Origin of the sequence: Paenibacillus terrae HPL-003, from assembly GCF_000235585.1 — a bacterium.
In the GTDB taxonomy this organism is placed as follows: domain Bacteria; phylum Bacillota; class Bacilli; order Paenibacillales; family Paenibacillaceae; genus Paenibacillus; species Paenibacillus terrae_B.
Map to the genome: position 1 here is coordinate 2,385,621 of NC_016641.1, position 25,916 is coordinate 2,411,536.

The 25,916-nt window shown below is 44.2% G+C and carries 24 protein-coding genes; 13 read left to right on the forward strand and 11 right to left on the reverse strand.

The window, feature by feature from the left end; translation table 11 throughout:
• The first annotated feature begins 41 nt into the window (after positions 1–41).
• Positions 42–1,130, forward strand: coding sequence for a site-2 protease family protein (locus HPL003_RS10925; RefSeq protein WP_014279697.1), 1,089 nt, complete (start codon positions 42–44; stop codon positions 1,128–1,130).
• A 156-nt stretch (positions 1,131–1,286) separates the two neighbouring features.
• On the opposite strand, the gene HPL003_RS10930 is transcribed toward HPL003_RS10925, so the two are convergent.
• Entirely contained in the window at positions 1,287–2,189 is a 903-nt protein-coding gene (locus tag HPL003_RS10930) for an AraC family transcriptional regulator (RefSeq protein WP_014279698.1), read from the reverse strand.
• A 325-nt stretch (positions 2,190–2,514) separates the two neighbouring features.
• On the opposite strand from HPL003_RS10930, the gene HPL003_RS10935 reads away from it, so the two are divergent.
• The 7 genes from HPL003_RS10935 (at position 2,515) to HPL003_RS27485 (ending at position 11,936) form a co-directional block, all read left to right on the forward strand.
• Entirely contained in the window at positions 2,515–4,521 is a 2,007-nt protein-coding gene (locus tag HPL003_RS10935) for a beta-galactosidase (protein ID WP_014279699.1), read from the forward strand.
• A 132-nt stretch (positions 4,522–4,653) separates the two neighbouring features.
• Positions 4,654–6,450: a sensor histidine kinase gene (locus HPL003_RS10940; protein ID WP_014279700.1), complete on the forward strand. Its 1,797-nt coding sequence runs from the start codon at positions 4,654–4,656 to the stop codon at positions 6,448–6,450.
• Positions 6,447–7,514, forward strand: a complete 1,068-nt coding sequence (locus HPL003_RS10945; RefSeq protein ID WP_014279701.1) for a response regulator — start codon at positions 6,447–6,449, stop codon at positions 7,512–7,514. The genes HPL003_RS10940 and HPL003_RS10945 overlap by 4 nt, the downstream gene beginning before the upstream one ends.
• 173 nt (positions 7,515–7,687) lie before the next feature.
• Positions 7,688–8,968, forward strand: coding sequence for an ABC transporter substrate-binding protein (locus HPL003_RS10950; RefSeq protein WP_014279702.1), 1,281 nt, complete (start codon positions 7,688–7,690; stop codon positions 8,966–8,968).
• A gap of 39 nt (positions 8,969–9,007) precedes the next feature.
• Entirely contained in the window at positions 9,008–9,892 is an 885-nt protein-coding gene (locus HPL003_RS10955) for a carbohydrate ABC transporter permease (protein WP_014279703.1), read from the forward strand.
• Positions 9,889–10,716: a carbohydrate ABC transporter permease gene (locus tag HPL003_RS10960; protein ID WP_014279704.1), complete on the forward strand. Its 828-nt coding sequence runs from the start codon at positions 9,889–9,891 to the stop codon at positions 10,714–10,716. Before HPL003_RS10955 ends, HPL003_RS10960 begins: the two co-directional genes overlap by 4 nt.
• A 444-nt stretch (positions 10,717–11,160) precedes the next feature.
• Positions 11,161–11,936 (forward strand): IS5 family transposase gene (locus tag HPL003_RS27485; RefSeq protein WP_167321403.1). Its coding sequence is split into 2 segments (ribosomal slippage): positions 11,161–11,488 and positions 11,488–11,936, totalling 777 coding nucleotides; the frame shifts between segments, so codons are not numbered across the junction.
• Positions 11,937–12,472: 536 nt separating this feature from the next.
• On the opposite strand, the gene HPL003_RS10975 is transcribed toward HPL003_RS27485, so the two are convergent.
• Complete coding sequence (locus HPL003_RS10975) at positions 12,473–13,324, reverse strand: aldo/keto reductase (RefSeq protein WP_014279706.1); 852 nt, start codon at positions 13,322–13,324, stop codon at positions 12,473–12,475.
• A gap of 173 nt (positions 13,325–13,497) precedes the next feature.
• On the opposite strand from HPL003_RS10975, the gene HPL003_RS10980 reads away from it, so the two are divergent.
• Positions 13,498–13,947, forward strand: coding sequence for a MerR family transcriptional regulator (locus HPL003_RS10980; protein ID WP_014279707.1), 450 nt, complete (start codon positions 13,498–13,500; stop codon positions 13,945–13,947).
• Positions 13,948–14,177: 230 nt separating this feature from the next.
• Here HPL003_RS10980 and HPL003_RS10985 read toward each other — a convergent pair whose 3' ends face one another.
• A complete protein-coding gene (locus HPL003_RS10985; RefSeq protein ID WP_014279708.1) occupies positions 14,178–14,570 on the reverse strand; it encodes a hypothetical protein in 393 nt (130 codons plus the stop codon).
• 78 nt (positions 14,571–14,648) lie between these two features.
• The gene (locus HPL003_RS10990; protein ID WP_014279709.1) at positions 14,649–14,858 is read right to left on the reverse strand and encodes a hypothetical protein; all 210 of its coding nucleotides are present in this window, start codon (positions 14,856–14,858) and stop codon (positions 14,649–14,651) included.
• A gap of 1,126 nt (positions 14,859–15,984) precedes the next feature.
• Here HPL003_RS10990 and HPL003_RS11000 point away from each other — a divergent pair.
• On the forward strand, positions 15,985–16,428 hold the full coding sequence (locus tag HPL003_RS11000; protein WP_014279711.1) for an AbrB/MazE/SpoVT family DNA-binding domain-containing protein: 444 nt from the start codon (positions 15,985–15,987) through the stop codon (positions 16,426–16,428).
• Positions 16,429–16,492: 64 nt separating this feature from the next.
• Here the strand turns inward: HPL003_RS11000 and HPL003_RS11005 are convergent, their stop codons facing one another.
• Together HPL003_RS11005 and HPL003_RS11010 are read right to left on the reverse strand one after the other, a co-directional pair.
• Positions 16,493–16,672, reverse strand: coding sequence for an aspartyl-phosphate phosphatase Spo0E family protein (locus HPL003_RS11005; RefSeq protein WP_014279712.1), 180 nt, complete (start codon positions 16,670–16,672; stop codon positions 16,493–16,495).
• Between the two features lie 42 nt (positions 16,673–16,714).
• Positions 16,715–16,996, reverse strand: coding sequence for an AbrB/MazE/SpoVT family DNA-binding domain-containing protein (locus tag HPL003_RS11010; protein WP_014279713.1), 282 nt, complete (start codon positions 16,994–16,996; stop codon positions 16,715–16,717).
• Between the two features lie 546 nt (positions 16,997–17,542).
• On the opposite strand from HPL003_RS11010, the gene HPL003_RS11015 reads away from it, so the two are divergent.
• Positions 17,543–18,685 carry a hypothetical protein gene (locus tag HPL003_RS11015; protein WP_014279714.1) on the forward strand — a complete coding sequence of 381 codons (1,143 nt, stop codon included), beginning with the start codon at positions 17,543–17,545 and terminating at the stop codon, positions 18,683–18,685.
• Between the two features lie 130 nt (positions 18,686–18,815).
• Entirely contained in the window at positions 18,816–19,667 is an 852-nt protein-coding gene (locus tag HPL003_RS11020) for a copper amine oxidase N-terminal domain-containing protein (RefSeq protein ID WP_014279715.1), read from the forward strand.
• 590 nt (positions 19,668–20,257) lie between these two features.
• Here HPL003_RS11020 and HPL003_RS11025 read toward each other — a convergent pair.
• The 4 genes from HPL003_RS11025 to HPL003_RS11035 form a co-directional block, all read right to left on the reverse strand.
• A complete protein-coding gene (locus tag HPL003_RS11025; RefSeq protein ID WP_014279716.1) occupies positions 20,258–20,713 on the reverse strand; it encodes a hypothetical protein in 456 nt (151 codons plus the stop codon).
• Between the two features lie 410 nt (positions 20,714–21,123).
• Positions 21,124–21,324 carry an aspartyl-phosphate phosphatase Spo0E family protein gene (locus HPL003_RS11030; RefSeq protein ID WP_014279717.1) on the reverse strand — a complete coding sequence of 67 codons (201 nt, stop codon included), beginning with the start codon at positions 21,322–21,324 and terminating at the stop codon, positions 21,124–21,126.
• A 143-nt stretch (positions 21,325–21,467) separates the two neighbouring features.
• Positions 21,468–21,593: a hypothetical protein gene (locus HPL003_RS30190; protein ID WP_014279718.1), complete on the reverse strand. Its 126-nt coding sequence runs from the start codon at positions 21,591–21,593 to the stop codon at positions 21,468–21,470.
• Positions 21,583–22,956, reverse strand: a complete 1,374-nt coding sequence (locus HPL003_RS11035; RefSeq protein WP_014279719.1) for a helix-turn-helix domain-containing protein — start codon at positions 22,954–22,956, stop codon at positions 21,583–21,585. The genes HPL003_RS30190 and HPL003_RS11035 overlap by 11 nt, the downstream gene beginning before the upstream one ends.
• A 297-nt stretch (positions 22,957–23,253) precedes the next feature.
• Between HPL003_RS11035 and HPL003_RS11040 the strand changes: the two genes are divergently transcribed.
• Complete coding sequence (locus HPL003_RS11040) at positions 23,254–24,300, forward strand: hypothetical protein (protein ID WP_014279720.1); 1,047 nt, start codon at positions 23,254–23,256, stop codon at positions 24,298–24,300.
• 27 nt (positions 24,301–24,327) lie between these two features.
• On the opposite strand, the gene HPL003_RS11045 is transcribed toward HPL003_RS11040, so the two are convergent.
• Complete coding sequence (locus tag HPL003_RS11045) at positions 24,328–25,887, reverse strand: Ig domain-containing protein (protein ID WP_014279721.1); 1,560 nt, start codon at positions 25,885–25,887, stop codon at positions 24,328–24,330.
• Between the last annotated feature and the right edge of the window lie 29 nt (positions 25,888–25,916).

The following is a 25,916-nucleotide window of genomic DNA, read 5'->3' on the forward strand; positions in this document are numbered from 1 at the left end:
GCAGGATACAATGGAAGTGTAGAGAAAGGAGGCGGACGCTTTTGCAAGAAGAAGATAAAAAGGCTAATTCCAAATCCGGCTCATCCAAATGGTATCTAGGCAGTGCAGCGGCGCTGCTTCTTTTGAAAGGGAAGTCGTTGCTGGCTCTATTGAAATTCGGTAAATTCGGCGGTGCGCTGATATCTATGGCGACGACGATTGGCTTCTATGCGCTTCTGTACCCGTGGGGATTTGCGGTCGGTTTTGTGCTGCTGCTGTTTGTGCATGAACTGGGGCATGTATGGGCTGCTAAGAGGAAAGGACTTCCGGTATCGGCACCGTTGTTTATCCCTTTTCTTGGTGCGCTGATTACGATGAAACGGCATCCTTTGGATGCGCAAACAGAGGCGTATGTGGCGATGGGCGGTCCGTTACTGGGCACGGTTGGGGCTATGGCGGTATACGCGGGAGCCTATGCAACGGACAGTCCGCTTTTGTATGCGCTGGCGTATGTCGGTTTTTTCCTGAATCTGATCAATCTGCTGCCGATCCACCCGCTCGATGGAGGACGAATTTCCACGGCAGTAACGCGGTGGTTGTGGCTAGTCGGCTTGTTGGGTGGAATCGTCGTCATTGTGTATTTAAAATCCTTTTTATTTTTCCTGATCTGGGCGCTCTTTGCCTACGATTTGTACAAAAAATATGTTAAACGCAATAAAGGAGAGGTCAAGGTCCAATCTGTATTGCAAAGGCCGGTGGTTAACGTACAGCATCTTTATGAGCAAGGATACCCGCTACCCGGACCGGAGCATACCCGTAGACTATCTTTTAATACCTACTCGGATCTGGAAGGGCAGCAATATGTGACGGTGTATATGGAAAGTCTGGATGTGGAGCAGACACTTTTGCTGCCACAGCAGTGTCTTGTCCAGGATGTAAGGCTGAATGGTGTAGAGCATATACCGACACCGGATACGTATCAGCTTAAATTGTTGTGTGAGATCGATTACCTTCCGTTTGAAAATGATAAATATTACGAGGTACCCACGTCATCACGCTGGAAATTCGGGATCGGCTATTTGGGGCTGGCCTTGTTCTTGATGGGGATGATGGTTGTGGTGCATCAGCATATAGGGGATGTAAGGCTGTGACTCGAATACCCTGAAGGAGTAATCCTAGATGGAACACGTGTCGATAGCAATAAAATAGAAAGAGCGCGGCAACTGGGATGTTCGGTGTCACGCTCTTTTTTCATTATGAAAATAGTGAAGTCACTGTTACCGTGTCTCTATTTAGCTACCTTGTTCCTACTCAGTAACCGGACTCAGCGTTTGGCGGTATTTGAGCGGACTGGTACCGGTCCAGCGCTTGAACTGTCTGCTGAAATGAGCCAAGCTGGAGTATCCGAGCAGGGAGGCCACCTTGTTCAGCGGCAGATTGGGTTGCTGGATCAGCACTTTTGCCTCGTGCAGCTTCGTTTCCGACAGGTAGTGACGCGGCGAATAGCCGTATACCTTGCGGAATACCTCCTGTGCGTATCCGGGACTGATCCCGAGGGAGGCTGCCACATCCTCAATACGGAACGTCGGCTCGGCAGATTCATCATTCCGATAAGGCTTGAATCTGGATTGAATGGCCTCCATAATGGCCTTGGCATACTGAACGGATGAAGGCGAGAGCGTAGGCTCCATCCCGGTAGATATCATTTGCGAGAATATGCCGAACAGCTCGAACAAGACAATTTGCATGCGAAAACGATCCGCTGTCGTATATTCTCCGTTCTCCTGCATCATGCCAATCCAGCTGTGCACGACCTTTTGCAGCTTCATGTTCGTTTCAGTACCAGCCGGAAAAAAAAGCTGATTGCTCTTAATCATCTCCTGACGGAACAACGGATCATCTATATTAAAATGAGTGCTGAAATAATACATCCCGTCTGGGGAAGCACATTGACTCACATGCTTGAATCCCGGTGGAATGATCAGAATATCCCCGACACCAACCGAATACACGTTATTTTCCATGATCGTCTCCTGACGACCCTCCAAAATCAGTGCAATTTCAAAACCGATATGTGACTCTTCTGGCATAACCCAGTTTGCTTTTACCCGGTGAATATGAGCGCCGAAAAACTTCACATTCCAGTCAATGTTAGGAAGCCAGTGGCTATTTTCGAATAGAGCTGGATCAACTTCAGAATTCAATATCATGAGATCACCTTCGATTAGGGCAAATTTTACACCGCTTAGACAATCTCATTGTACCTAACATTTAACTATAATAAAAGAGCGTTTACAAATCCCATAATATAAGCTTTTATATAAAAGAAAGCGCTTATATAAATATACTTTGAAAGCGATGCCATTTTACAATCAGGAGCGAAAAAAATCAGCAACAGGCTGATTCTGCGGAGCGGGATGTTACCGATAGGAAATTAGCCGTTCCGTCCCTGACCAAACCACATAAGAGCCACAGTGTTTGAAAATAATGCGCATAGCATGACACACTACTACGAACATATTGGAGGACGACTTGATGAAAAAGCTGCTATATGGTGTTGCTTATTATGATGAATATATGCCTTATGACCGTCTGGACCAAGATATTCAAATGATGAAGGATGCGGGCATCAACGTGGTTCGAATTGCCGAATCCACCTGGAGTACGCATGAACCGCAAAACGGAGTGTTTGATTTTACTTCCGTGGATCGGGTGCTGGATGCAATGCATAAGGCGGGCATTGAGGTCATTGTAGGCACGCCCACCTATGCCGTACCGACATGGCTGGTCAAGGAGCATCCTGACGTATTGGCGACAACACCTCAGGGACCGGGGAAATACGGGGCCCGTCAGATTATGGACATTACGAACCCGGTTTACCTGTTCCATGCCGAGCGGATTATACGCAAGCTGATTGGGCGGGTGAGTCAGCATCCAGCGGTGATCGGTTTTCAGACGGATAACGAAACGAAGCATTACAACACAAGCGGATCGAATGTGCAATTGCAATTCGTTAAGCATTTGCGTGGGCAATTTGAATCACTGGAAGAGCTGAACCGCAAATTCGGCCTTGATTACTGGAGCAATCGCATCAATAGCTGGGAGGATTTCCCTTCCGTGGTTGGGACAATTAATGGAAGCTTGGGCGCAGCATTTTCCCAATTCCAGCGCAAGCTGGTCACGGATTTCCTCGCCTGGCAGGTCGCGCTTGTGAATGAATATAAGCGGGAAGATCAGTTTGTTACGCAAAACTTTGATTTTGAGTGGAGAGGCCATTCCTTCGGCATTCAGCCGGATGTGGATCATTTTGCGGCATCCCAAGCATTCGATGTGACGGGGGTGGATATTTACCATCCAACACAGGATGATTTGACCGGGATTGAAATTTCCTTCGGTGGTGATGTGGCGCGTTCCACGAAGAATAATAATTATCTGGTGCTGGAAACGGAAGCGCAGGCTTTTACCCATTGGGTTCCTTATCCGGGGCAATTGCGGCTGCAAGCATTCAGTCATCTGGCTTCCGGGGCCAATATGGTGGCCTACTGGCATTGGCATTCCATCCATAATTCCTTCGAAACATACTGGAAGGGCCTGCTGAGTCATGATTTTGAACCAAACCCTGTCTATGAGGAAGCACAGACGATTGGGAAGGATTTTGCAAGATTATCCCCTCATCTGGTGAACCTGAAAAAGAAAAACAAGACAGCGATCCTCGTCAGTAACGAAGCGTTAACGTCGATTGACTGGTTCAAGTTCAACATGAGCAGTCCGCTGAATTACAATGACATTGTACGCCGCTTGTATGACGAGCTGTATAAGCTGAATATCGGTACAGATATCGTTCATCCGGGTACGGAGTCCTTTGATGACTATGATCTCTTGATCGTACCCGTTCTCTACTCTGCACCGAATGTGTTACTGGAAAAGCTGAACCGTTATGTGGAAAACGGCGGTCATGTGGTATACACGTTCCGAAGCGGGTTTACCGATGAGCATGTGCAGGTGAGAACCTCCCGGCAGCCGGGCGTGATTAGTGAAGCCTGCGGCATTCATTACAGCCTGTTCGTGGAGCCGAAGAACGTAACGCTTAAAGATAATCCTTTTGAAGTGGCAGCAGAGGACAATCAGGTGGATACGTGGATGGAGCTGATTACACCGACAACTGCCGAGGTGCTGGCCTATTACGACCATCCGCATTGGGGTAAATATGCCGCAATCACGCAAAACCGTTATGGTCAGGGAACGGCGACCTACATCGGCTGTGTCGTAAGCCCGGCGGTCATTCGTGAACTATTCCGTTCTGTTGCGAAGAAGGCGGGAGTATGGGGAATGGATCAGGAAGCGTCGTATCCAATTATTGTTAAATCGGGTACGAATGAGCTGGAACGGACGATCCGGTACTATTTTAACTATTCTGAACAAGCAGGCTCAGTTGTGTATCCACATGGAGACGGCAAGGAGCTGATCGGGCAGCAGACAGTTACTCAAGGACAAACACTTCAATTAGAGCCTTGGAGTGTTATAATTATCGAAGAAGCGTAAATGATGAATAATGAGCTGAAATCGACATACGAATGAAATGATATGTGTCTGGCCGGAGAACCCCGGCAAATGAAGCGCCCCTGCGTATAGCGGGGCGTTTTCGCATATGGCTGAACAGAGGAGAACATCGCTATGCCAACCCGAGTAGTCCGCTGGTTTCGGGCACTGACGGCCCCGTATCGACGCAGCATTCAGCTCAAGCTGATTTTGACGATGGTCGTCCTTTCTGTGCTGCCAGTCATCGCCGTCACGGTGCTGGCTGCTGAAAAGAACAGAGCGTCGATGGAAACTGAAGTGGTGGAGACGAACACGTCCAATATGAAATGGACGGGAGTCTATATCAGCGACCAGTTAGATCGTCTGAACCACCTGATTTACAGCATTCAGATCAGTCCCGATCTGAGCGATTATTTGAATGAGCGTGAGCCTGGCAACCTTTCAAGCCAATTTAATGCCCAGCGTAAAATGCTGAATACGTTGGCGAATGTGTACTATTCGGCTGGAAGCCACGTGATCGGTATTCAGCTTTATTTGAAGCAGCCGCAAACGCTGTTTACCTTCAATGGAATGCAAAATGATATAACGACAGTGAACGGTATACCCTCTCAGTATGCCGAGATGTGGAAAGCGAATAAGGATTATTCGATTCGCACAAGCCACGTTGACCCGGAACGATTTACACTGACCCGCAGTATTCGCCGTTTTGAGGATCAGAAGCAGATGGGAGCTATTTCGCTGGATGTGCTGTGGTCCCAATTTGATCAGACGCTGGGTTTGCTGGGTCGGGGGGATCAGCAGCAGGTTTTTATTACAGATTCAGGTGGAAAGGTGATGTATCCGTCGCAGATTCGCCAGTCACCTCCTGCGGAGGTACTGACAGCACTTCGCGATGTTCAGCCAGGGCCGGGAATGATCAAGACTGCTGGTAATTATGTATTTTATAATGATTTGGATGTGGTAGGGCTGCGACTAGTCAAAATCGTACCTACTTCCTCCATTAACCACAGTGCTTTTTCGACCATGCTGTACGGCATTATTATAGGTGGAATCTCCATATTGGTTTCGATCTGCATTGCTGTTTTCATCGCATGGCGTACAGCACGCCCGATTGTCCATTTGGCCCGTTCGGTGCAGGAACTGGATATGATCAAGGGACCTGCTGGAGAACCCAGTACACGTCCGGATGAGATTGGAATGCTGGAAAGAAGTCTGCATGGCATGGCAGGACGAATCCGCGAGCATATCCAGACGGAATACAGTATGAATTTGCAAAAAAAGACGGCTGAGCTAAAAGCGCTTCAGGCGCAGATTCATCCCCATTTTCTGCAAAATACGCTGCAAATGATCGGAAGCATGGTATTTTCCCAAAAGCCGGAGGACACGTATGAGGTCATTCGGTCGCTGAGTGAGATGTTCCGCTACGTGGTACGGGAGCCGCAGGATATGGCCTCTTTACGCGCGGAAATTGACCATGTAGGCCACTATATGCGCATCCAGCAGCGGCGGTTTCCGCAACGGCTGGTGTTTCAGGTGGAGACGGATGAACAGGCGCTGGATGTTCGTCTGCCCAAGCTGTCGCTTCAGCCATTGCTGGAAAATGCGTTTCAGCACGGACTGGATCGTAAGGCGGGAGCATGGCGGGTGGGAATCCGGGTGGAGATTATGGGAGAAGACCTATGCATTACAGTCTGCGATAATGGTAGCGGCATGGCTCACGACAGGCTGGAAGAAGTAAGGGCACGACTGGAAAATCCATCGGAGGAGCCGATCTGGGCGCAGGGTAGCCATATCGGATTAAGCAATGTGGCTTCACGCATACGGATGAATTTTGGAGTGAATTACGGGGTGATGATCGACAGTGAGCCGGGAATCGGTACACGTGTCACCCTCCGCATTCCATTCACATTAGCAGGGGAGGGAAATGGATGATCCGGGTATTAATCGTCGACGATGAGCCGTGGAACAGGGATATTCTAAAGACATTTGGCGCATGGGAAAGGCTTGGAATGTCGGTGGTTGGCGAAGCTGAGGACGGAGATGAGGCGTTCAGGCTGGCCGGGGAATTATCCCCGCAGATTGTGATTACCGACATGCGTATGCCGGGTGCGGACGGAGTGGAGCTGCTGCAAGCGCTGAATAACCATTTTCCCCATATGAAAATCATTGTCGTGAGCGGCTATGACGACTTCGCGTATGCCAAACATGCCATTCGGTACAAGGCCGTCGATTACTTGCTGAAGCCTGTCAATCCCGTCGAGCTGAATGCAGTATTGCTTAAATGCAAGGACGATCTGGAGGCCAAGGCAGCGGTACAGCAGCAGGAAGCGGCAGAGCTGGACTATGAGTTCTTCCACAAGCTGTCCCAGTATAAGCAACTGATGCGGCTTTATTTTAATGAGCTGAACCGGGAAGGCGTACAAATGACGTGCAAGCAGGTCTTGCAGGAGCTGGAGAGCTGCGGGGAACCTGGTCCACATATGCTGGGCAGGCTGGTGCAGGAGCTTCTTTCCCAGCTTAAAGAGCTGGCAGTGTCCAACGGGCTGGATACGCCCACTGCCAAGGCCGGATTTCCGCTTTCGCAGGACACGCTATCCTCTGCGGATCGTGCGCTGGAGTTCGTGTCGACATGCTATGTGCAGGAGCTGGAGCAGCTCATTCGGCAGCGGAAGTATAAGAACAAGCTGAATCTGGAGGAGGTTCGGCGCTATATGGACAGCCACTTTGCCGAGCCGATTACACTGGAGCAACTGGCGAAAAACTTTTTTGTCAGCAAGGAGTATATGAGCAAGGTATTCAAGCAGGAGTATGGTCAAAATGTAACGGACTATATCGTGCAGCGGAGAATGGAAAAAGCGCGTGAGTGGCTGGCAGATAAGCAGATTTCAATTAAAGCGGTGGCGGAGATGGCGGGCTATGAGGACGTATCGTATTTCTACCGGGTGTTTAAAAAGCATTTTGGCATTGCGCCTGGTGAAATGAGGAAGGAGCAATGATGTAGAGAAGATAACAGCCGTAGTTTAAAAAAATCCAACCCAACAGGCTAATGGTGTCCAATGGCAGAAGTGACCTCCCATTCTATAATGAAAGCGTATACAAAACGAGTAGTACAAAGGAATTAGCAGCCAGTGGGTCACAGTTATTTTCAACTTAGGGGAGGTCATTTTGCATGAAATTATGGAAAGGTGTATTGAGCACAATGCTGGTTGGCACGTTGTTGGCCGGGTGTGGAGCGAATTCTTCAGGTAGTGACAGCAGCGGTTCGGGCGGAGACGGCAAAACGGTTAATCTCAAAATGTTTATCGCCCAGCCCCGCTTAAAGGAGCATTACGATAAATATATTAACGCATTCGTAGCGAAGGAAAAGAAAGATAAAAATATCGACGTTACGGTTCAACTGGAGATGCCGCCTGCCGACAGTGCTGCACAAATTTTGAAGACGAGACTTGCATCCAATGATGCGCCGGATGTGTTCGCCCTGCATGCAGTGAATGAAATTCCTCCGTTTTATAAAGCGGGATATCTGGAGGACTTGTCCGGGCAGCCATTTGTCAGCAAATTAATGGATAGTGTGAAGCCTTCCGTGACGACGAAAGACGGCAAGGTCGTGGCGGTTCCTTTGGAAACGATTTCATGGGGCTACTTGTACAATAAAAAGATATTTAAGGACCTAGACTTGAAGCCACCGGGAACGCTGACCGAAATGAAGGCTGTGGTCGAGAAGCTGAAAGCGAATAATGTGAAGCCGTTCCTGCTGTCCTACAAGGAATCCTGGATTCCACAGCTGTTCGTGCCGCTGACAGCAGGTGCAATGATGAACACACAGAATAAGGATTTTATCGACCGGATGAATCAGGACAAGGGCTCTTTTTCCGAAATGAAGAGTATGTTCGACATTATTGATCTGGTGAACAGCAACGGTACAGACAAGGCGCTGGAAATTGGCGGGGATGACGGATCGGCGGCCTTTGCTGCGGGGAAAGCAGCGATGTGGATTCAAGGGCCATGGTTTGCGGAAACGATTTTGAAATCAGATCCGAATATGGATTTTGGGGTAGCCCCGCTGCCGATCAACGACGATCCGAATGCGACATTGATCAATCTGTCCACTTCGACTTCGCTGGCTGTATCCTCTACAAGCAAAAATAAAGAGGTTGCGCTCGATTTTGTCAACTATGTGTTGGACGACAAGGATTCCAGTGCGTTCTACGAGGCATTGAAATTCAACCCGATCTCCAAAGTGCATACGTTCAAAAGCTATCCTTGGGTCAATGATGCTACCGAATATGTGAAAGCAGGCAAATCGTATCAGGATCCGTCCATCCCGCAAGCGGTTAAGGATGAGGCAGGCAAAGCGCTACAATCCTACTATGCAGGCCAGCTCTCGCAGGATGACGTGATTAAGGCACTGGATAAGGCATGGAAATCGTATAACAAAGTGAACAAGTAACGGAAGCCTACAGAATTACATCAGGAGGGGGGAGACTCCATGCCCTTTAAAATCTATAGAAAATATGTGATGCTGCTGGCGTTTACCGCCCCGGCGCTGATCTTTTACGCCATCTTCCTGCTCATTCCAACGATCAGCGGCATGTACTACAGCTTTACAGACTGGAACGGATTGAATCCGAATTACAGCTTTATCGGCTTGGGAAACTTTGTCGAGGCGCTGAAGGAGGACCCGGATTTTCTCAATTCCCTCTGGTTCACGCTCAAATATGTACTGGTCATGATTGTGCTGCAAAATGTGCTGGCACTGGTGCTGGCGGTGCTGATTGAATCACGTATACGTAGCAAAGGATTTTTTCGGACAATATTTTTTATGCCCAATATGATCAGTACCATTATTAGCGCATTTATGTGGACGTTCGTTTTTTCCTCCGTGCTGCCGCAGATTGCCGAAAAGACAACTATCGCCTTTTTGGGCCAATCGTGGCTGGGCGATCCGAAGGTATCTTTCTTTTCCATCATTATTGTGTCGCTCTGGAATGGTGTCGGCTATATGATGATCATCTATCTGGCTGCGCTTCAAGGTGTACCGCAAAGCTTGAAGGAGGCTGCTATTATTGACGGGGCAAACGCGTTCCAGACGTTAAGAAGTGTGACGCTGCCGATGATTACGCATGCGATTACGATCTGTTTCTTCCTGACGCTGAACGGTGCCTTCAAGGTCTATGAGGTCGTCTATGGACTGACTGGCGGGGGGCCGGGACGCAGTACGCAGGTGATTACGATGAATATTTATGAGGAGGCATTTTCCAATAACTTCCGTTACGGTTATGCGAGTGCCAAATCCGTTATTTTGTTCGCCATCGTTCTGATCTTCACGCTGATCCAACTGCGTGTCATGAAGAAGAGGGAGGTGGAGGCATGAGGCTAAAAAAAGCCAATTCCTTGCTGATTACGCTGATCCTCTGTGTGGGCGCTGTGGTGTCCTTCTTCCCGATCTACATGGCGGTGATTAATTCCTTTAAAACGCAGGGTGAGATGTTCGCATCCTTTACGGCGCTGCCGACGAAGCTTCATTTTGAAAATTACAGCCAGGCTTTTCAAAAGACCCATTTGCTGAACAGTGCTCTTAATTCCACGCTCATTTCTTTTATCGGAATAGGCGGCATCGTGATCTGTTCTGCGCTGGCGGGCTACAAGCTTTCTCGTACACGGGGAAAAATGAGCAGTGCGATCTTCTTCCTGTTTGTCGCATCCATGCTGGTACCGTTTCACTCCATTATGATACCGCTTACACGGATGGCAAAGGATTTGTCCGTCCAAGGCAGTACGTATGGTCTGGCACTGATCTACATCGGTTTGGGTGTGAATATGGCGATCTTTTTGTATCACGGATTCGTCAAATCCATCCCGCGTGAGCTGGAGGAATCGGCACAGATGGATGGCTGTAATGAGTTCCAAACGTTCTTCCGTATTATATTTCCTTTGCTGCTGCCGATCACTGTCACGATTGCGATTTTGGATTTCCTGTGGATTTGGAACGACTTTTTACTTCCATTGTTGATGCTGACGGATGTGAACCACTACACCCTGATTCTTTCGACAAATATGCTCTTCGGGGAGTATAACAAGGAATGGTCGCTCATTCTCGCCGCACTTGTGCTGACCTCCATCCCGGTTATCCTGATCTATTCGTTCTTCCAAAAATTCATCATGGAGGGCATCGCGGAGGGAGCAATTAAGGGGTAAAGTGGAAAGCCTTCCTATCAACAAGGAAGGCTTTTTTTCTGATTCAACTTTTTTCTCGCCAACGTTTCAATAAAAAGATAGCAGTAATCACGAACAAGATTACAAAGGAGAATACAAAAGCTACAATGATCCACCACTGAGGGTCAATGATATACAGCACGACTCCGATAAGCAGGACTGTTGTTATTATTGCAATTCTTACTTTCATCAGTGTTCTCTTACTTATCCGAGGTTCTAATTTTCGTATCGTTATTTGAATTATTATAGCAAGTACAACGAAAAATATTGAAGTAAATGAATTATAGATAATACCAGCTCCCTTTATTAATGTGTACCTGATGCGCCTATGTTACTATATCTGGAGTTTTGCTGTCCTTTCCTCTAGGATGTGTCTGAAAACTAAATAACATGGTAAGATTTGAGAAAAACGAATGGAGCGTCAAGATGATTCAAAGACGGTACGAAATAAGCGATGAACAGTGGGATCAAATTAAGGGCATGTTTCCACCCTACAAAACAGGACGTCCGTCAAAATTAAGTGAACGAACCATGTTTAACGCTTTTCTATGGATCGCTCGAAGTGGTGCTGCCTGGCGTGATCTACCGGAGGAACGCTATGGTTCATGGAAAACGGTCTACAGTCGCTTTTGCAAGTGGCGAGATACCGGACTGCTTGTCACTATCTTCCAATCTCTCCAGATCGAACCTGACTTTGAAAACTTGAGCATTGATTCTACATCGGTCAAAGCCCATCAACATAGTGCCGGTGCTAAAAAAACGTTGAAGGACACGAAGTGAATCAACACATCGGCGTCAGTCGTGGCGGAAAGACAACCAAACTTCACACGGTCGTCGATGGATTAGGAAATCCCCTCGCTTTTCTTCTGACGGGTGGTCAAGTCTATGATTCTGTTCCAGCGATCGATTTACTTCAGAAGCTTGATATTACAGGAAGTCATATTCTTGGCGACAAAGCCTATGGCTCACAAGCGATTCGGAATTGGATTACAGCTAAGCAGGCATCCTACACCATCCCGCCTAAAGCGAATAGTCAAAACCCTTGGAAAGTCGATTGGTATCGTTACAAAGAACGCCACTTAGTGGAGTGCTTTTTCAATAAAATCAAACACTTTCGCCGTGTGGCTACTCGTTACGACAAGTTGGCCAAGTCATTCTTGGCGTTTGTATACGTAGCTGCCATTTTCAAATTGACTCAATGAAGAGTTTTCAGACACGACCTAGATCTCTTAAAGATATTAAACAGTAAGCTACCAGCAATGATTGCAATAAAAAAGATAAGCAAATATATATTCATATTATGATCCTTCCTATATAAATTGGACTGGAAAGTCTCTGTTTTCATGTGTATTTTACGAGTTCATTATATACAGTAAATTATCACCGATGATACGATTTGTTGCGATCCCTTTTGAGCCACCTTTTTATGACAATAAATAAATAAATAACTAAAAAGAGCAACGAAAAAAATAATACCGATTATTGCTACAGTTGCCCAAAGAAAATAAAGTATTAAACTGGCATCGCTCTATTCAGCAGGCAAGATAATTATGGATGTCTCGATGGTTCTGTGTGTTACCTGTAATGGTAGGAGTGTAGATTTCGTTGCACCCTTAGCAGCAGTTTTACTATTCTTGGATTTTGCAATCAAGTACAGAAAAAGGACAAGGGGAACCCTCCTTGTCCTTTCTTATTAGATGAGGAGAAACGCGTGATGAGTTTACGGTTCGATCAAGGTTTACAGTTCGACTCTCCAGTTGCCCATCATCTTGGCGACTTCCGGATCGCGGTACGATAAGAAAAGACTTTCCCGCGTATCGAGAGTGGAAATCTGTTCGATATCGCCTGCGCTCAACTCAAAATCGAAAATGTTGAAGTTTTCGACGATCCGCTCTTTACGCACGGATTTTGGAATAGCAACGACTCCACGTTGAACAAGCCAGCGAAGCACGACCTGGGCTACGGACTTGTTGTGTTTTTCTGCGATCGAGGCCAGCACATCGTTGCCAAACAAGTTGTTAAGTCCTTCAGCAAACGGGGCCCATGACTGGTGCTGTACTCCTTGCTCTTTCATAAAAGCGGCGCTCTCAATTTGGTGGTAGAAAGGGTGCGTTTCGACCTGGTTGACCGCGGGCACGATTTCGTTATGCACGATGAGGTCCATCAGGCGGTCAGGCAAGAAGTTGCTGACACCGATCGCCTTGATCTTGCCTTCGCGGTACAGGTCTTCCATCGCACGCCAAGCGCCGTAGTAATCGCCGAACGGCTGGTGAATAAGGTATAGATCGAGATAGTCGAGCTGAAGCTTCTTCAAGGATTTGGCAAACGCCAACTTGGCACTCTCGTAACCAGCATCCTGAACCCAAAGCTTGGTCGTGATGAATAGCTCCTTACGCGGTACACCGCTGCGCTTGATCGCGCGTCCGACCGCTTCCTCGTTCAGATAACCGGCTGCGGTGTCAATCAGGCGGTAACCAGCCATCAGCGCTTCATATACCGCGTTCTCGCATTCTTCAGCATTCGGAACTTGGTAGACACCAAAGCCGATGATCGGCATTTTTACACCATTGTTTAATGTTACGGTTTGCATTATAACTCCTCCTAATGTTCAAATGTCTAATAGCAAACGGCGCGTAACCCCTGAATCAGGAACAGCAGAGAGGGATTCCACTTACGGCTTATTTGCATTACAATAAGCCTATGACCTTCGTGTTACACGAAGTCAAGGCATCTTTAAAAATTTATTTTCCGAGGAGGATTCACATGCATACGGTCAAAGAAGCAGCCCTAATAACGGGACTAACTGAGCACGCTGTACGCTTTTACACGGATAAAGGCCTGGTGCCAAGCGTACAGCGCAATCAAAATAATATTCGGATGTTCGACGAAGAATCGATTAACTGGCTACATGGCATTAAATGCCTCAAGCAATCTGGTATGCCGATTGAAGTCATAAAAAGGTACGTCGATCTCTGTCTCGAAGGAGATTCGACCATTTCGCAACGCTCCGCTCTCATGATGGAGCATAAAGAAGCGGCGCTCGCTAAGCTCGAAGAAGCCAAACAGCACGTAGCCCATTTGGAAGAAAAAACCGCACTATATCAAGCCATTCTGGAGCACGGCTCTCCAGACACGACCAATCCTGGCAACTGGGACAAAATTCAGCATATGCATAGTGACGTATTTTACTCGCCCACTATTCGGAAGGTGTGAGAGATCTACGTGAGACCCAACCGCACTTGAAGAAATACTCGGATTTAAACTCCTAATTGGCTTGGGAATGAACAAGATTCACATCAGTCATAAACTAAAATAAGAACGATAGTTGAATGATAACAGTGGCAGTCTAAGACTTTATTTTCACCGAACAACAGTCAGAGCAAAAGTCATTACTAACAACTCCTTCCCTCTTTAGAATTTTTATATTTTAACTGATCGGTAAATTAGCTTATGATAAAAAATAATGCCGGAATGATTATCATAAATAGATATATACTAGAAACCCATTTTCCGATTTTAGCTCCAAATGCTTTAGGATTTTTGTATCCAATGATTAAACTAGGAATAAAGAAAATACTGGATAGAAAAATGGTGTAGTGAAACCCCGTATTATCAGCATTAGACCATGCGGGCAATCCTAAAAAGGAGAGCAACTGATCGCCAAATATGTAATTGCCAAATTCAAAAGAAACAGCCATGCCAAGAAGAGCTAAAAGGGGTGAAAGTGATCCCCACCCCACTTTTTTTTCGTTTCTTCTCAATATATTAAAGATAATTAGTAAAATCGCAATTGCTTGTATGCTGTATGTCAATATTGATGAAAAAGATTGTTCCATGAAGTACCTCCTTGATCCTAGACGTATTTGTCTATGTATTGTTACTTCCATTTTACTGGATTTAGGAGTTTACACAATCTATTTTACAGACTCCTTATCTACTTGCTGCTTGTTTTTGTTATCTCCTAATTCATCATTTATATTAAGAAGAATGCCTATTATTATCGATCCATAGAAATAAAGTGCACTAGCGTTTGGTCCTTCAAAAATATTAATACCTATTGCTCCCAAAATCCAAGACAGTACCAATACAACAACGAAGGTGCCAATAATATAGAATGCAATCATAACTGATCTCCATTCAATTCATGATTATCCTTATATAATAACTCCAATTAAAGGCTGAAGATCTGTTTAGTTCGTAGTAATAAATCCTCCAACCATTCTATGAATGATTGAAGGATTTATTCGCTATGATTCTAAAAACTTTTAAATCGTAAAATTAAATCGACCAGTATAGTCAACTTTGCCAGTTCCACTAAAGGAGACAACTCCAAAGCTTAAACCAACGCCTGTAGTGAATCCAGGCAGGGTTCTTATGTGAATATCCTACTGCAATTGCTGTATTTATCCCTTGGGACGAAGTAGGATATCTCAATTTTTTGTTTTATTATCTCTGCCTTTTCTCCAGCCATACAGGATGCGTCCAATAACAAGAGCAGAACCAAGCACGAGGACTGTAGTGTGCCAAGTCCACTCTTGTATGCCACTGAGAAGACAGGAGTGATGCCTAACGCCAGTCCGATCACTAATCCTATAATGGTTACTACATCAGGCGCTTTACTACCTTCTCCTTGTCTTTTCTTAAAGATATTAAATAGTATGTTGCCAGCAATGATTGCAATAAAAAGGACAAGCAAATATATATTCATTTAGTATGCCTCAGTTCTCAGTTACTTGTTACTTCGAAGTATCCGGGGTGAAAATTAATAGTTACACCTCTTCCGTTATCATTAGCCTTCAAACGATTTAGCACCAACGAAACTCCACTACTAAGTATTACCGATGGTGCGCTGTTATTTGTTGCTTTGTCTCAGCATCCGAGAGAGTTAATGCATCCCCCCACCAGTACCAATTACCATGCATATTCGTACCAATCTCTTTGTAGTTAGGATTTGCGACAAGTTCCCCGTTTTTTTTGTTTGCAAAATCCCACTTTTAAGTTGTTCATTTACAGATTCAACAACTTAAGAGTAGTTATCAAAGACCTTTTCGCTAACCGCTTCTTTCATTACTAAACAACCGTAACATAGATAAGGAATCATTTGTATAATTCTTTTGAATAAAATGTAAAATCATACTAAGGTACCATACTACCACATTTATCCTTTCGTTTATAAAATTCCTCTCATTCAAGGCATATATTTCTATCTTTATGAAAATAAGGATTAAATGTCTTGGAGGGGTGTATGCTTTGAATGACGCGGCAATGAAAAGAAATTTAGATAGCCTAGGGAGAGTTGTAATCCCAGTTGAAATAAGAAATCGATTGGGTATCAACAAGAATACAGAAATGGAGTTTTTCATAACTGAAAGCGCAATTGTTATGTGTAGATTAGAAAGTGAATCATGTCTCCTATGCGGGGGAAACAAACAACTCATTCGCTTCAAAAAATCTTATGTATGTATCTACTGTGCAAATGGCCTCAAAGGGTACCCAATCGCAGAAAATCAGCTACCTTCTACATCAGAAGATATTAAAAATGTATCTGATGAACAAATGGTTAAGCTCCTGTTAGACCTCATGAAACAATATCCCGGTGCTTCCATGAAAACCTACGCGCAGCTATTGAAGATTTCACCAACGTATGTCTCTTTCCTTAAAAGTAAGACGACTGAAATAGATCCCTCTAAATAAGTCTAAGTGTTACAATAAATGGGCGAGCGACCTCATCACAAGTTTCTCGCCCAATCGGTTATATTTAAGGAATTGAATTTTTTTCTCTTACATAAAAATGGCGGTTATATTGATTTATGAGTTCGTCCAGGATCATAGATTGTCTTAGTACACTGGCGTGATCGAATCCGTATTTTGCTTGCGAATCATAGAGTTTTTGTCGAGCTTTCTCCAAGCGTTGACGCAAAATGTCGTCTCTTATCATAATATATCCCTCCTTGATCTCATTCTTTCAGGAAGGTATGCATCAGCATTCGATGTCTGAGGAAGACTGGTCTGTTGTCTGCATACCTGTTAGCTCATTTTTGCATTTTGAACAGATGAGAAAATCTTTAAATAGAGAAAGATTTTCATTTCCTCTACAAAGCACGCAGGTTTCTCCAATATATCGCTTTAACATAATGTATTCCTCGTTATAAAAAACTTCCACAAGGTCGCCATCTTTGAGTTTTAATTTATTCCTTATTGCTGCGGGAACTAAAAATCTTCCTAAGTTATCAATGTATCTAATCAATCCCGAACTACTCAAGAGAGCATCTCCTTTTGTGAATTTTATGATCATAAAATTAATATTTATAGTTTATGCATTGTTATATAAAAAAAAATATACGTATGTTTTAATATGGAATTACAATTTAAAATTTACGTTAAGCGACTTGTGAAAGAGCGTACCAGTTAAAAAAACACCCCAACAAAAAACGTTGCGTGTCTGGTTTATGTATCCATATAAAATTAAAGTTTAATAAAATGTCGTTTTTCAATCTGTTAGCCTTATGTAATACAAACAATTTGAAGCCTGATGTCCATATATAAATGTATCATAATGGAAAAACCTTATCTAAGCTGTTAATGACATAATAACTAATTGGAACTATAATATGTATTTAATAGGATTCGAATCCCATTTATATGCATGATTTCTCTATTGGCCAGTAGAGAAGATAGAAAACTGATTTAGTTCGATCAAAGGGCACGTTTACATAGAAAACAACTTCTAGATTCCTCTTAATCAGCCTATATCATTTTTCTATACATCATGCTATTGAACACATTCATATTCCATAGGAGGAAAGTCATGAAAATGAATAAAGTTTTAATGGTAGGCTCGTTGGTATCTGTTTTAATCTTTAGCTCTTTCTCTAGCGTATTTGCCCAACCAGATGTTAATTCTATTTCATCCCATTCCGATATTTTTATCGATTCATCTGTCCAAGGGAGTGATCGGAAAGTTCTGCTTAACTTCATGGTGGATTTGGAGCCAAATGCACGCGAAAATGTAGTCTATGAAGATGCTAATGGAAAACTGTATGCGAACAAACCTGAATTACTGGAAAAAGTGTTTAAATTTAAAAAAACTTCAGACAATATATTCGAAACTTCTGATGGCAAAGAAGGATTTGCTTTACCGATTGATAATTTACCAAGCCAAATTGTTCTTCATAACGAACAATCTAAACAGGATGACAATAAAACTTCTGTTAGTAGTAGTGTTTATAAAGATTCTTCTTGTGTGGCCCCTTCACAATTAGAAGGAGAAATTGGTACACAGGCTACCCAACATCCATGCACAGGGAGTACCGGTCCCTATAGAAGAGTAACTTCCAATGCTAATTATTCATGGCAGTCTCATTATGTCTACTTACCTGGAGGATCAGAGATTCGAGATAACAACAATAAAGGATCTTCAAGCTATAATGGTGATGCAGGCTATGTATATGTCGGAGGACAGGGTGCTAATGGTGGCGGCGTAGATGCTGGACTCATTCACAGTACATTGTATGATAATTGGGGAATGCTGATCAGTGTAGATGGCGACCCTTTAGGTTACGCACAACGGTTTAAGAGCAAACAAAATGTAAATATGAAATTTTCTATTCCTTCATCTAATAATATAGCCCTTACTGTTAGCGGAATCGATTATACTACCAACCAGAACACAACAATGACTATAGGGCGCCAAGCATCAGGTTTCATTCCTGGAGGTGGGAATATATTAAAACGATTAACTACAATAGGTCAAAAGCCGCAAAATTTTCACTCTGGTTCTTATCTTCATAATGCCCACTGGTATAACAGTCTAATTGGGAATAGCTCGACGAATTACCACACTTGGTCTGCGGCCGATACTAATGCCAGTGGTACATGTTCTTATACAACTGACGTTGTAAAAGTTAATTATATAAATGCTGGTGAAGAAACCGATAATATAGATATTTAAGAGTTAATTCCTTAAAAGAGAGCGCATTAAGGAGAGGTTCCCTTGATGCGCTTTTCCTTTTTTCGCAACTTATTGTAATTATTGGCGTAAAATACGTAGTGAAGTACAAATGAATGGAGGAGAATGTTATATGAAATTATGTAAAAATATTTTTTTATTTTCTTTGCTGACCTTATTATTGTTTTCTTTAAGCATGGGCAGCGTGGATGCTAAACCGACTGTCATCAAGGCTCCTGTGATTCTTAAAATCAACCAATATTACATCTTGTACACATCACCAGACGTGCCATACATCGACAAACAACAGCGTATTATGATTCCATTACGTGCTGTTAGCGAGTTGCTTGGGGCGTCAGTCAACTATGATGCAATAAAAAAAATAGCCTCAGTTTCTTGGGATAACAAAAATATTGAAGTTACAATTAACTCTAACAATGTAAAGTACAATGGAACAAATACAAAAATTGATACTGTACCTGTTCTTAAGCAAAAGCAAGTTTTCATTCCTGCTAAGGTGCTGCTTGACGGCTTAAATTTAAAGGGGAGCTGGGAGGATCAATTGTTAACGATTAAAGATAGTAAATTCAAAAAAAGCAAAGTAATTTCCTATTTAGAGGGCGGTTACGATTCAAATACAATCCCCTTAAACAACGACATTGATAACAATAAAATTCGTCCGCTATCTTATGAGCTTACATTACCGGGAGTTGGTAGCAGTTCAAAAATTGCAACATTATCTGTAGTCGCTCGGAATATATCTGGAAAGGATTTAAAAGTAGGTAACGAAGACCTTCGGCCCACTTTCATTACAGATATAAGCTATCAGTACGATAAACAGGATAGAGATCGATCCGCAGTTCAAGAAGGAGCAATTTTTAAGCGCATCTGGAACAAAATAGATCTATCTTCTACAAGTTCTTCGAACAATTTTCAATACAACCCTCTAAAATATATTGTTGCTGTCGGAAATACTACAGACTAAATCAGAGAGTAAGGCTGCTTCAATTATCCAACCGGCTGTCGCGAAAGTCTCCACAGAAACCCAATCCCAGAAAATCAGCTACCCTCTAAAGGGGCGAGCGACCTCATCACAAGTTTCTCGCCCAGAACCATTGATTGTTTGAGTACACTAGCGTGACCAAAGCCATATTTATTTTGGAGATCATACAGTTGTTGTCTAGCTACTTCTTTGCTAACACAAAAGACCTCCTATAATTAAGGAAGTCTTTTGTGTTTGACTGCTGTGATAGGGCCTACAATAATTCAACTGTAAATACGAAAAAGCATAAAGTCTAGTTCTATGGTGTTACGTTAGTAACAAGCTGAGAAATTCCTACAATAACCAAGAAAATGTAGATTAAAACAATTCCCAAAACAGAGAACCCTACAATCTTCCATACTTTTTTCTTATTCATTAATCTCCTTGACTATTAGTTAGGGACAACACGAATGTTATTGACCACCCATACGTTTAAAAAGAAACAGAGAATAAAGATCGCTAAAATGACTCCGACAATGATTAAAATAGTTTTCTTTTTCATTAATATTAGTTAATTAAAATCCCAAGTATTGTTAGCTAATGTCTCCTGTGTACTGACCAGTAGTACCCCAAGCTTCGCCTCTAACTTCGTTACCGTTGGCTCTGAATTGAATTACATATTTTCCTGAAGGCATCCCATTAGGGAATGAATTAACGCTAGTCCACGTTAATGTGTCTCCTTTGCCAACAGTTTTATAGACATACTCTTTCCCGTTACCTTGCAAGCTCCAAGTGAGATTTGATGTTCCTGCATTCCGAACTTTAATCCTTACATGTCCATAACCTTTTTCAACAATTAAGCTCATCGTCGGACTTGTCCCACCAAGAAGCTCATGTACCTCTTGACCAGTTTGTTGGATAACTATACCTCCATGATCCTTCGATACTTCAATTCCCGTAACTGGTGCGGCAGAAGCAGCCAGCGGAGCTACTGCTGTAAGAGCCAATACACCTGTAAGGATAATTGCTGTACTTTTCAATTTTAACATACTAGCACGTCCTTTTCTATTTTTTGTATTACTACACAACAGTAACATATATAAGGTATCATTTGTATATTTTTATTGAAAAAAATGTAAAATGATGCTAAAGCATTATATAACCACATTTATCCTTTATATTATGAAATTCCATTCATTAAAATTGAAGGAGTGAACACATTGAGTGACGCGTTAATGGTAAGAAATTTAGACAGTTTGGGGAGAATTGTGATCCCTATAGAAATAAGAAGGTGACTTGGCATTAACACGGATACGCCAATGGAGTTTTTCACTACGAAGAATTCCATCATCATGTATTAAGTAGGTAACTTATGTACATTTTCTCAAAAATAAATCGGAGGAGTGATGTCTTCACTCAGATTATGCACTACATAAAAGGTGAGTAGTACCACCAAAGGTTACTCGCCCAAATCTTCTGCATTTAAACAGTTGGATTTTTTACGCTTATAGTAAGTGTATTGATATTGATTGATAAGTTCATCCAGAACCATGGATTGTTTGAGTACGCTAGCGTGACCAAAGCCATATTTATTTTGGAGATCATGCAGTTTTTGTCTAGCTGTTTCTACATGGTGACTCAAAATGTTGTCGGTTTGCATCACAATTCCTCCCTTGTGCTTTTATTTTAAGCGCTCATGTGGAATCCAATAAAAAGTAAACGTTTGGTACATGTTCTATATATTCCAAATAAAAAAGACGTACTCTGAGAGTACGTCCCTTAATTCACTTCATCTAAAATAGGTTACATTTCCCCATGATGATTCGGTTGATAGCCATGCTCTTTATCTTGAAAATGCAAGGGGATTGTCACTACTGCTACTAACATAAAGCTGGTTACTAAAAAGGTTAAAAGTATTTTACGCTTCATCTTTGTTCACCTCTTTAATGATATTTCTGTACGCTGTTTTTGTCTCAGGTGATGCCTGCTCATGATAAGATTCAAACAGGCTCATACATTTAATTATATACGATTTATTATTGATTAATGTAGATTTTTCCAAACAACTAAATAAAAATCTAAAGCCATCAGTAAATTTTCCTTTGGTCAAATAATAGGATGATAATTCCATTGAAAAATGTATAAAGCGTTCTGTTATGAATCGTTGAGTATAAAAGCTTTTAACTTTTTGTTGCTCCAGATAAGATGAAATGTCCACTTCGAATTGCTTTAGAATATCATCTACATCAAAATGATATCGGTTAGCAGCTTCAAGGATGTTATCAAGCGCGGGAAGAACTTCATCTTTTCTTGAAGAAATATATGCTACATAATCGGGAAGCACGTTCCTTTCGCCCGAAAGAAGCTTATTTACATACATATTGACTACTGCCCAATCCTCATAATTCTTTTTCCATTTCAAGGTTTCTTCATCCGTATCCGTTACCCAGCTTAAATTTGCATATTTTTTAATATGGTAAAGCCCCCCTTGATAGTCTTTCCTCTCGTCACAGGCTTGTGCGCGGAGTAAATGTGAGAATGCCCAGTAAGCAAACAAAGGGAAGCTGGGTTGCTTTGAATTTTCTTTTTTTACACGATGTTGCTGTTTGCTCAATTTGTATTGAATCTCAGCCTTTTCTCCCAAAGCTTTAGCGAATAATTCTACTTTGTCCCATTTACGCAACGAACGATATGTATTCGCTAAAGCCTTTAAACCATCTAGCTGATCCAGTTCGTCCAAACGATCAACGTAGGTTCCGAACTGCACGGCTGCTTCATAGTTTTTTTCCTGGTCATTCCCTTGTCTGCTCTGAAATAGACGGTACTGACATATGGCCAAGCGCTCTGAGTGCTGCTTATTTTCACTGAAAGCAACATTCTCATAAAGTATAGCCGCTGCCCCGTATAAACCGTCTTCAAAAAAATGCTCAGCCAGTTCAAATAATGGAGTAGCATAGCTTAACTTATCCAATAACATATTCACGACTTGCTGAATACAATCCAATTTGTTCAATTTTGCACAACTTTCCAAAAACGGACTTATCCTACGCCAGTTGGGATTGGCGTCGGCCAAGTACTCAGAAATATAACGCTCGTAATAATAACCGACGGGAAGCCCCATCGCTTCTGTTAATCTATCCAATTGATAGACTGAGAACTTGCGATTTCCATTAACGAGACCGCTAATTGTGCCGGGATTCATATTGGCAGCCCTGGCTAAATCGCTAACACCTAATTTTTTTTCTTTCATGTACTTCATCAGTTCTGCGAGTATCGTGGTTGTATTGGACAAATCAAACCACCCCTTTAAAGGAAACTTATTAGGATATCAACCTATTTAAAATAGGAACATCAGAATCAAATGCTAAAATGTCAATTTCGGAAATGAGTATATCATCTTTTGGGATATTTTTGTATACCTTTCAATGGCTTACTTTATATATACATAATAATTTTTGGGATTTTTCGAATTCAACTTATACAGACTTGAATCTTACGGGGGTTGGTAGCGCAGCGATCGTAAGATCAAATGGAACGCGGAGCGGCCTTAGCCATACAATATTTCATCTGAATGTAAAAGGGGATGATTATGTTGGCTACCTTCTCGGCCGCCCTTCAAGTGAAAAAGCGGATGGCCAAGCAAGTCTTAAAAATGTCCGGTGTCCACGGCATCGGCGTAGGGTATAGGGACCCTGCTCGTCCCAAAAGGGGAGCCGCTGTCATTGTGTACACAGATCGGTTGGCCACGGCCTCTACCGGACTTCTGTCGGCCACAGCGCTAGGCAAGCAAACGAGCGTTCCTGTCCGGATTGTAAAGTCTGGAAAGATCAAAGCCCATGCCACGGACTACAAAGTGCGTATACGCCCGGTCATCGCCGGCTACAGCGTCGGGACGATTGAAGGCTCCGGTACAACCGGACTGATCGTCGCCCCAACTGGAGCGCCGGCTACACGTTATCTTTTCAGCAATAACCATGTACTCAACCCCTCCAATACAGACAATCGGGAGGCCACGATTCAGCCAGGCGGAGCCGATGGGGGGGCAGCTACCCGAGATCGTATAGGACGGTTATATCGTTATATACGCCTAAATCCAACGGGAACCAATTTCATTGATGCGGCGCTTTCCTTGCCACCCCGCAACAGCTCGCTCAGTCCGCGTTATGCTACAGTAGGAGCGGTTCCGGGCCATGTGACCGCTTATCGTGTTGGCGAAAAATTCAAAAAGGTGGGACGTACGACCGGGCGGGTCAATGGCACGGTAGAGTCCGTCTATACGGATTTGCAAATCAATTACGGCGGAAGCCTGGGGCTGCTGACCTTCCAGGATCAGACCGTTATTAGAGGTACCACCCCTGTATCGCTGCCCGGGGATTCCGGCTCTGTCTGGCTCAGACAGTCGGATAATTATGCGGCAGCGGTCAATTTTGCAGGCACGACAGATGGGCGTCTGTCCATTGCTTTCCCGGTGCAGTGGTTCATGCAGGCGTTTAACACACGGGTAGCCCGCCCCGTCGGGGCAGGCAGGGTGCGCAGAGTAGATACAGGATCATCTCCACGCTCTTATACAAGACAGCTCACCGGCGAGGAATTGGCACGTTTGAAGCCAAGAACAACGCGGATTAGACGGAGCTAATGATCTACAGGTGGAATAGCTTCTTGCTTACAAACCAATCGTGAAGCTGCGTGTAAACGGCTTCGCCAACTCATCATAATCCCGAAGCTCTATCGTAAAGGTATAGCTGCTTTGCGGCGGGCTGGCAGATACGGTGCCGCTAATCGTTCCAGTAAAGCGGTCGAGTGTCAGCCCGGCAGGCAGGCTGCCGTTTTTCAGTGTCCAATCGTAGAAGGGGACACCACCCTTAGCTGTCAGCTTTTGGCTGTAGCTTTGTCCCTTTACGGCCTTAGGCAAGGAGGATGTGACAATTTCCGGTTCGAGAAAAGGTGTCAGCTTGCGATTCAGCTTCCAGCCGGCTTTTTCGGCAATGAGCAGCGTCAGCTTGTTCAGCATCCAGCGGCGTACCGGAAACTCCGCTGTCCAGCCTGCGCTTTGTCCGCTGAGACGGTCCCAGTATTGCCGATCCCCCGGGATGTGATAGCTTCCATCCAACGGTACCCGGACGCCTTGGTACGCTTCAACGACGGAATCGGCACCGCCGCTGCTATGGTAAGCCTGCATCCCTGCCCATGTATCGCTGAAAGCGACGGCATGGCCGAACTCATGCATTATGAGTCCGTATACGTCGGTCACCTGAGTCAGATCGGTTTTGTACCAGTCGTCGTCATTCAGCGAGGTGAATACCTGAGCATCTGGATAAAAATCCAGTGCGGTTCCTAGCGAACGGTGAATGGGACCCGGAACGCGGACGCCGTTCTTGGTGTGGTAAAAACCACTGTTGCCGGGCCATCCGGTCGAATAAGGACCGTCGATACCCCGCAGGAAAACCCATTCTCCATTATATGGAGCGTTATTTGTGCCAATCGTATGCCCGTTCCAGTCGTTGTTCGGGATATAGTTGCGTTCAGCTCCAGCGGGAACGGTATCGAACGGCTGGACATCGAAGAAATAGAACCAGTCCTTAATCGCCTGCTCGGCGGCCTTGCGAATACCTGGATCGTCAAAATAGTGATTGACCGTATCGTAGCGATAATCGAACACCAATGGGAATTGGGTATCCTGATTATCGTCCTGATCCCATACACGAATCGGAATCGTATGGGTTCGACTGGCTCCCGCGCTATCTGCAATGGTGAGATACAGCGTATAGTGTTCAATCTCGTCCGGGCCACCATTGCGGTCGGGTGCTACCTCCAGTTTGAAATCTTTCCTCTCAGATGCATTGTTAAAATTCAGCACCTTTGTAGCGCCAGTGGCAGATAACGTACTGGGCAGATTCATCATAAGCCTGGACGTTCCCTGCGCCTTGAGTGTGATGCTGATCGGATACGCCGCACTGGCAGGTGGTTTCACGGTCAGGTTGATGAATGGATTGGCGATATAGCCTTGCCAATCCACCAGATCAACGCCGTACCCGTTAATGATGCGTCCGAAGCGGTCAATCACCTCGGCATCGCTGCCGATCGCTTGCGGGGATACGCCGGAAGCCGAGACTTGTGCAGTTTCCGTTTCAAAGAGAGCCTCATTTATCGAAGCAGAAGCAGTACCGCATGAATCACAGTCAACACTTGCCGACAGGGGGGGTCTTGCATGGTCTTTACACATGGTGGAATCCTCCTAATAGGCGGAATGGC

Coding starts and splice junctions, on each gene's coding strand:
- HPL003_RS10960 (WP_014279704.1), top strand. CDS start 9,889: ATGAGGCTAAAAAAAGCCAATTCCTTGCTGATTACGCTGATCCTCTGT.
- HPL003_RS10935 (WP_014279699.1), top strand. CDS start 2,515: ATGAAAAAGCTGCTATATGGTGTTGCTTATTATGATGAATATATGCCT.
- HPL003_RS11030 (WP_014279717.1), bottom strand. CDS start 21,324: ATGCAAACCGACAACATTTTGAGTCACCATGTAGAAACAGCTAGACAA.
- HPL003_RS11005 (WP_014279712.1), bottom strand. CDS start 16,672: ATGATAAGAGACGACATTTTGCGTCAACGCTTGGAGAAAGCTCGACAA.
- HPL003_RS10930 (WP_014279698.1), bottom strand. CDS start 2,189: ATGATATTGAATTCTGAAGTTGATCCAGCTCTATTCGAAAATAGCCAC.
- HPL003_RS10945 (WP_014279701.1), top strand. CDS start 6,447: ATGATCCGGGTATTAATCGTCGACGATGAGCCGTGGAACAGGGATATT.
- HPL003_RS10990 (WP_014279709.1), bottom strand. CDS start 14,858: ATGATTGCATTCTATATTATTGGCACCTTCGTTGTTGTATTGGTACTG.
- HPL003_RS10980 (WP_014279707.1), top strand. CDS start 13,498: ATGCATACGGTCAAAGAAGCAGCCCTAATAACGGGACTAACTGAGCAC.
- HPL003_RS11015 (WP_014279714.1), top strand. CDS start 17,543: ATGAAAATGAATAAAGTTTTAATGGTAGGCTCGTTGGTATCTGTTTTA.
- HPL003_RS10940 (WP_014279700.1), top strand. CDS start 4,654: ATGCCAACCCGAGTAGTCCGCTGGTTTCGGGCACTGACGGCCCCGTAT.
- HPL003_RS11025 (WP_014279716.1), bottom strand. CDS start 20,713: ATGTTAAAATTGAAAAGTACAGCAATTATCCTTACAGGTGTATTGGCT.
- HPL003_RS10985 (WP_014279708.1), bottom strand. CDS start 14,570: ATGGAACAATCTTTTTCATCAATATTGACATACAGCATACAAGCAATT.
- HPL003_RS10955 (WP_014279703.1), top strand. CDS start 9,008: ATGCCCTTTAAAATCTATAGAAAATATGTGATGCTGCTGGCGTTTACC.
- HPL003_RS11040 (WP_014279720.1), top strand. CDS start 23,254: ATGTTGGCTACCTTCTCGGCCGCCCTTCAAGTGAAAAAGCGGATGGCC.
- HPL003_RS10975 (WP_014279706.1), bottom strand. CDS start 13,324: ATGCAAACCGTAACATTAAACAATGGTGTAAAAATGCCGATCATCGGC.
- HPL003_RS10950 (WP_014279702.1), top strand. CDS start 7,688: ATGAAATTATGGAAAGGTGTATTGAGCACAATGCTGGTTGGCACGTTG.
- HPL003_RS11020 (WP_014279715.1), top strand. CDS start 18,816: ATGAAATTATGTAAAAATATTTTTTTATTTTCTTTGCTGACCTTATTA.
- HPL003_RS30190 (WP_014279718.1), bottom strand. CDS start 21,593: ATGAAGCGTAAAATACTTTTAACCTTTTTAGTAACCAGCTTTATGTTA.
- HPL003_RS11045 (WP_014279721.1), bottom strand. CDS start 25,887: ATGTGTAAAGACCATGCAAGACCCCCCCTGTCGGCAAGTGTTGACTGT.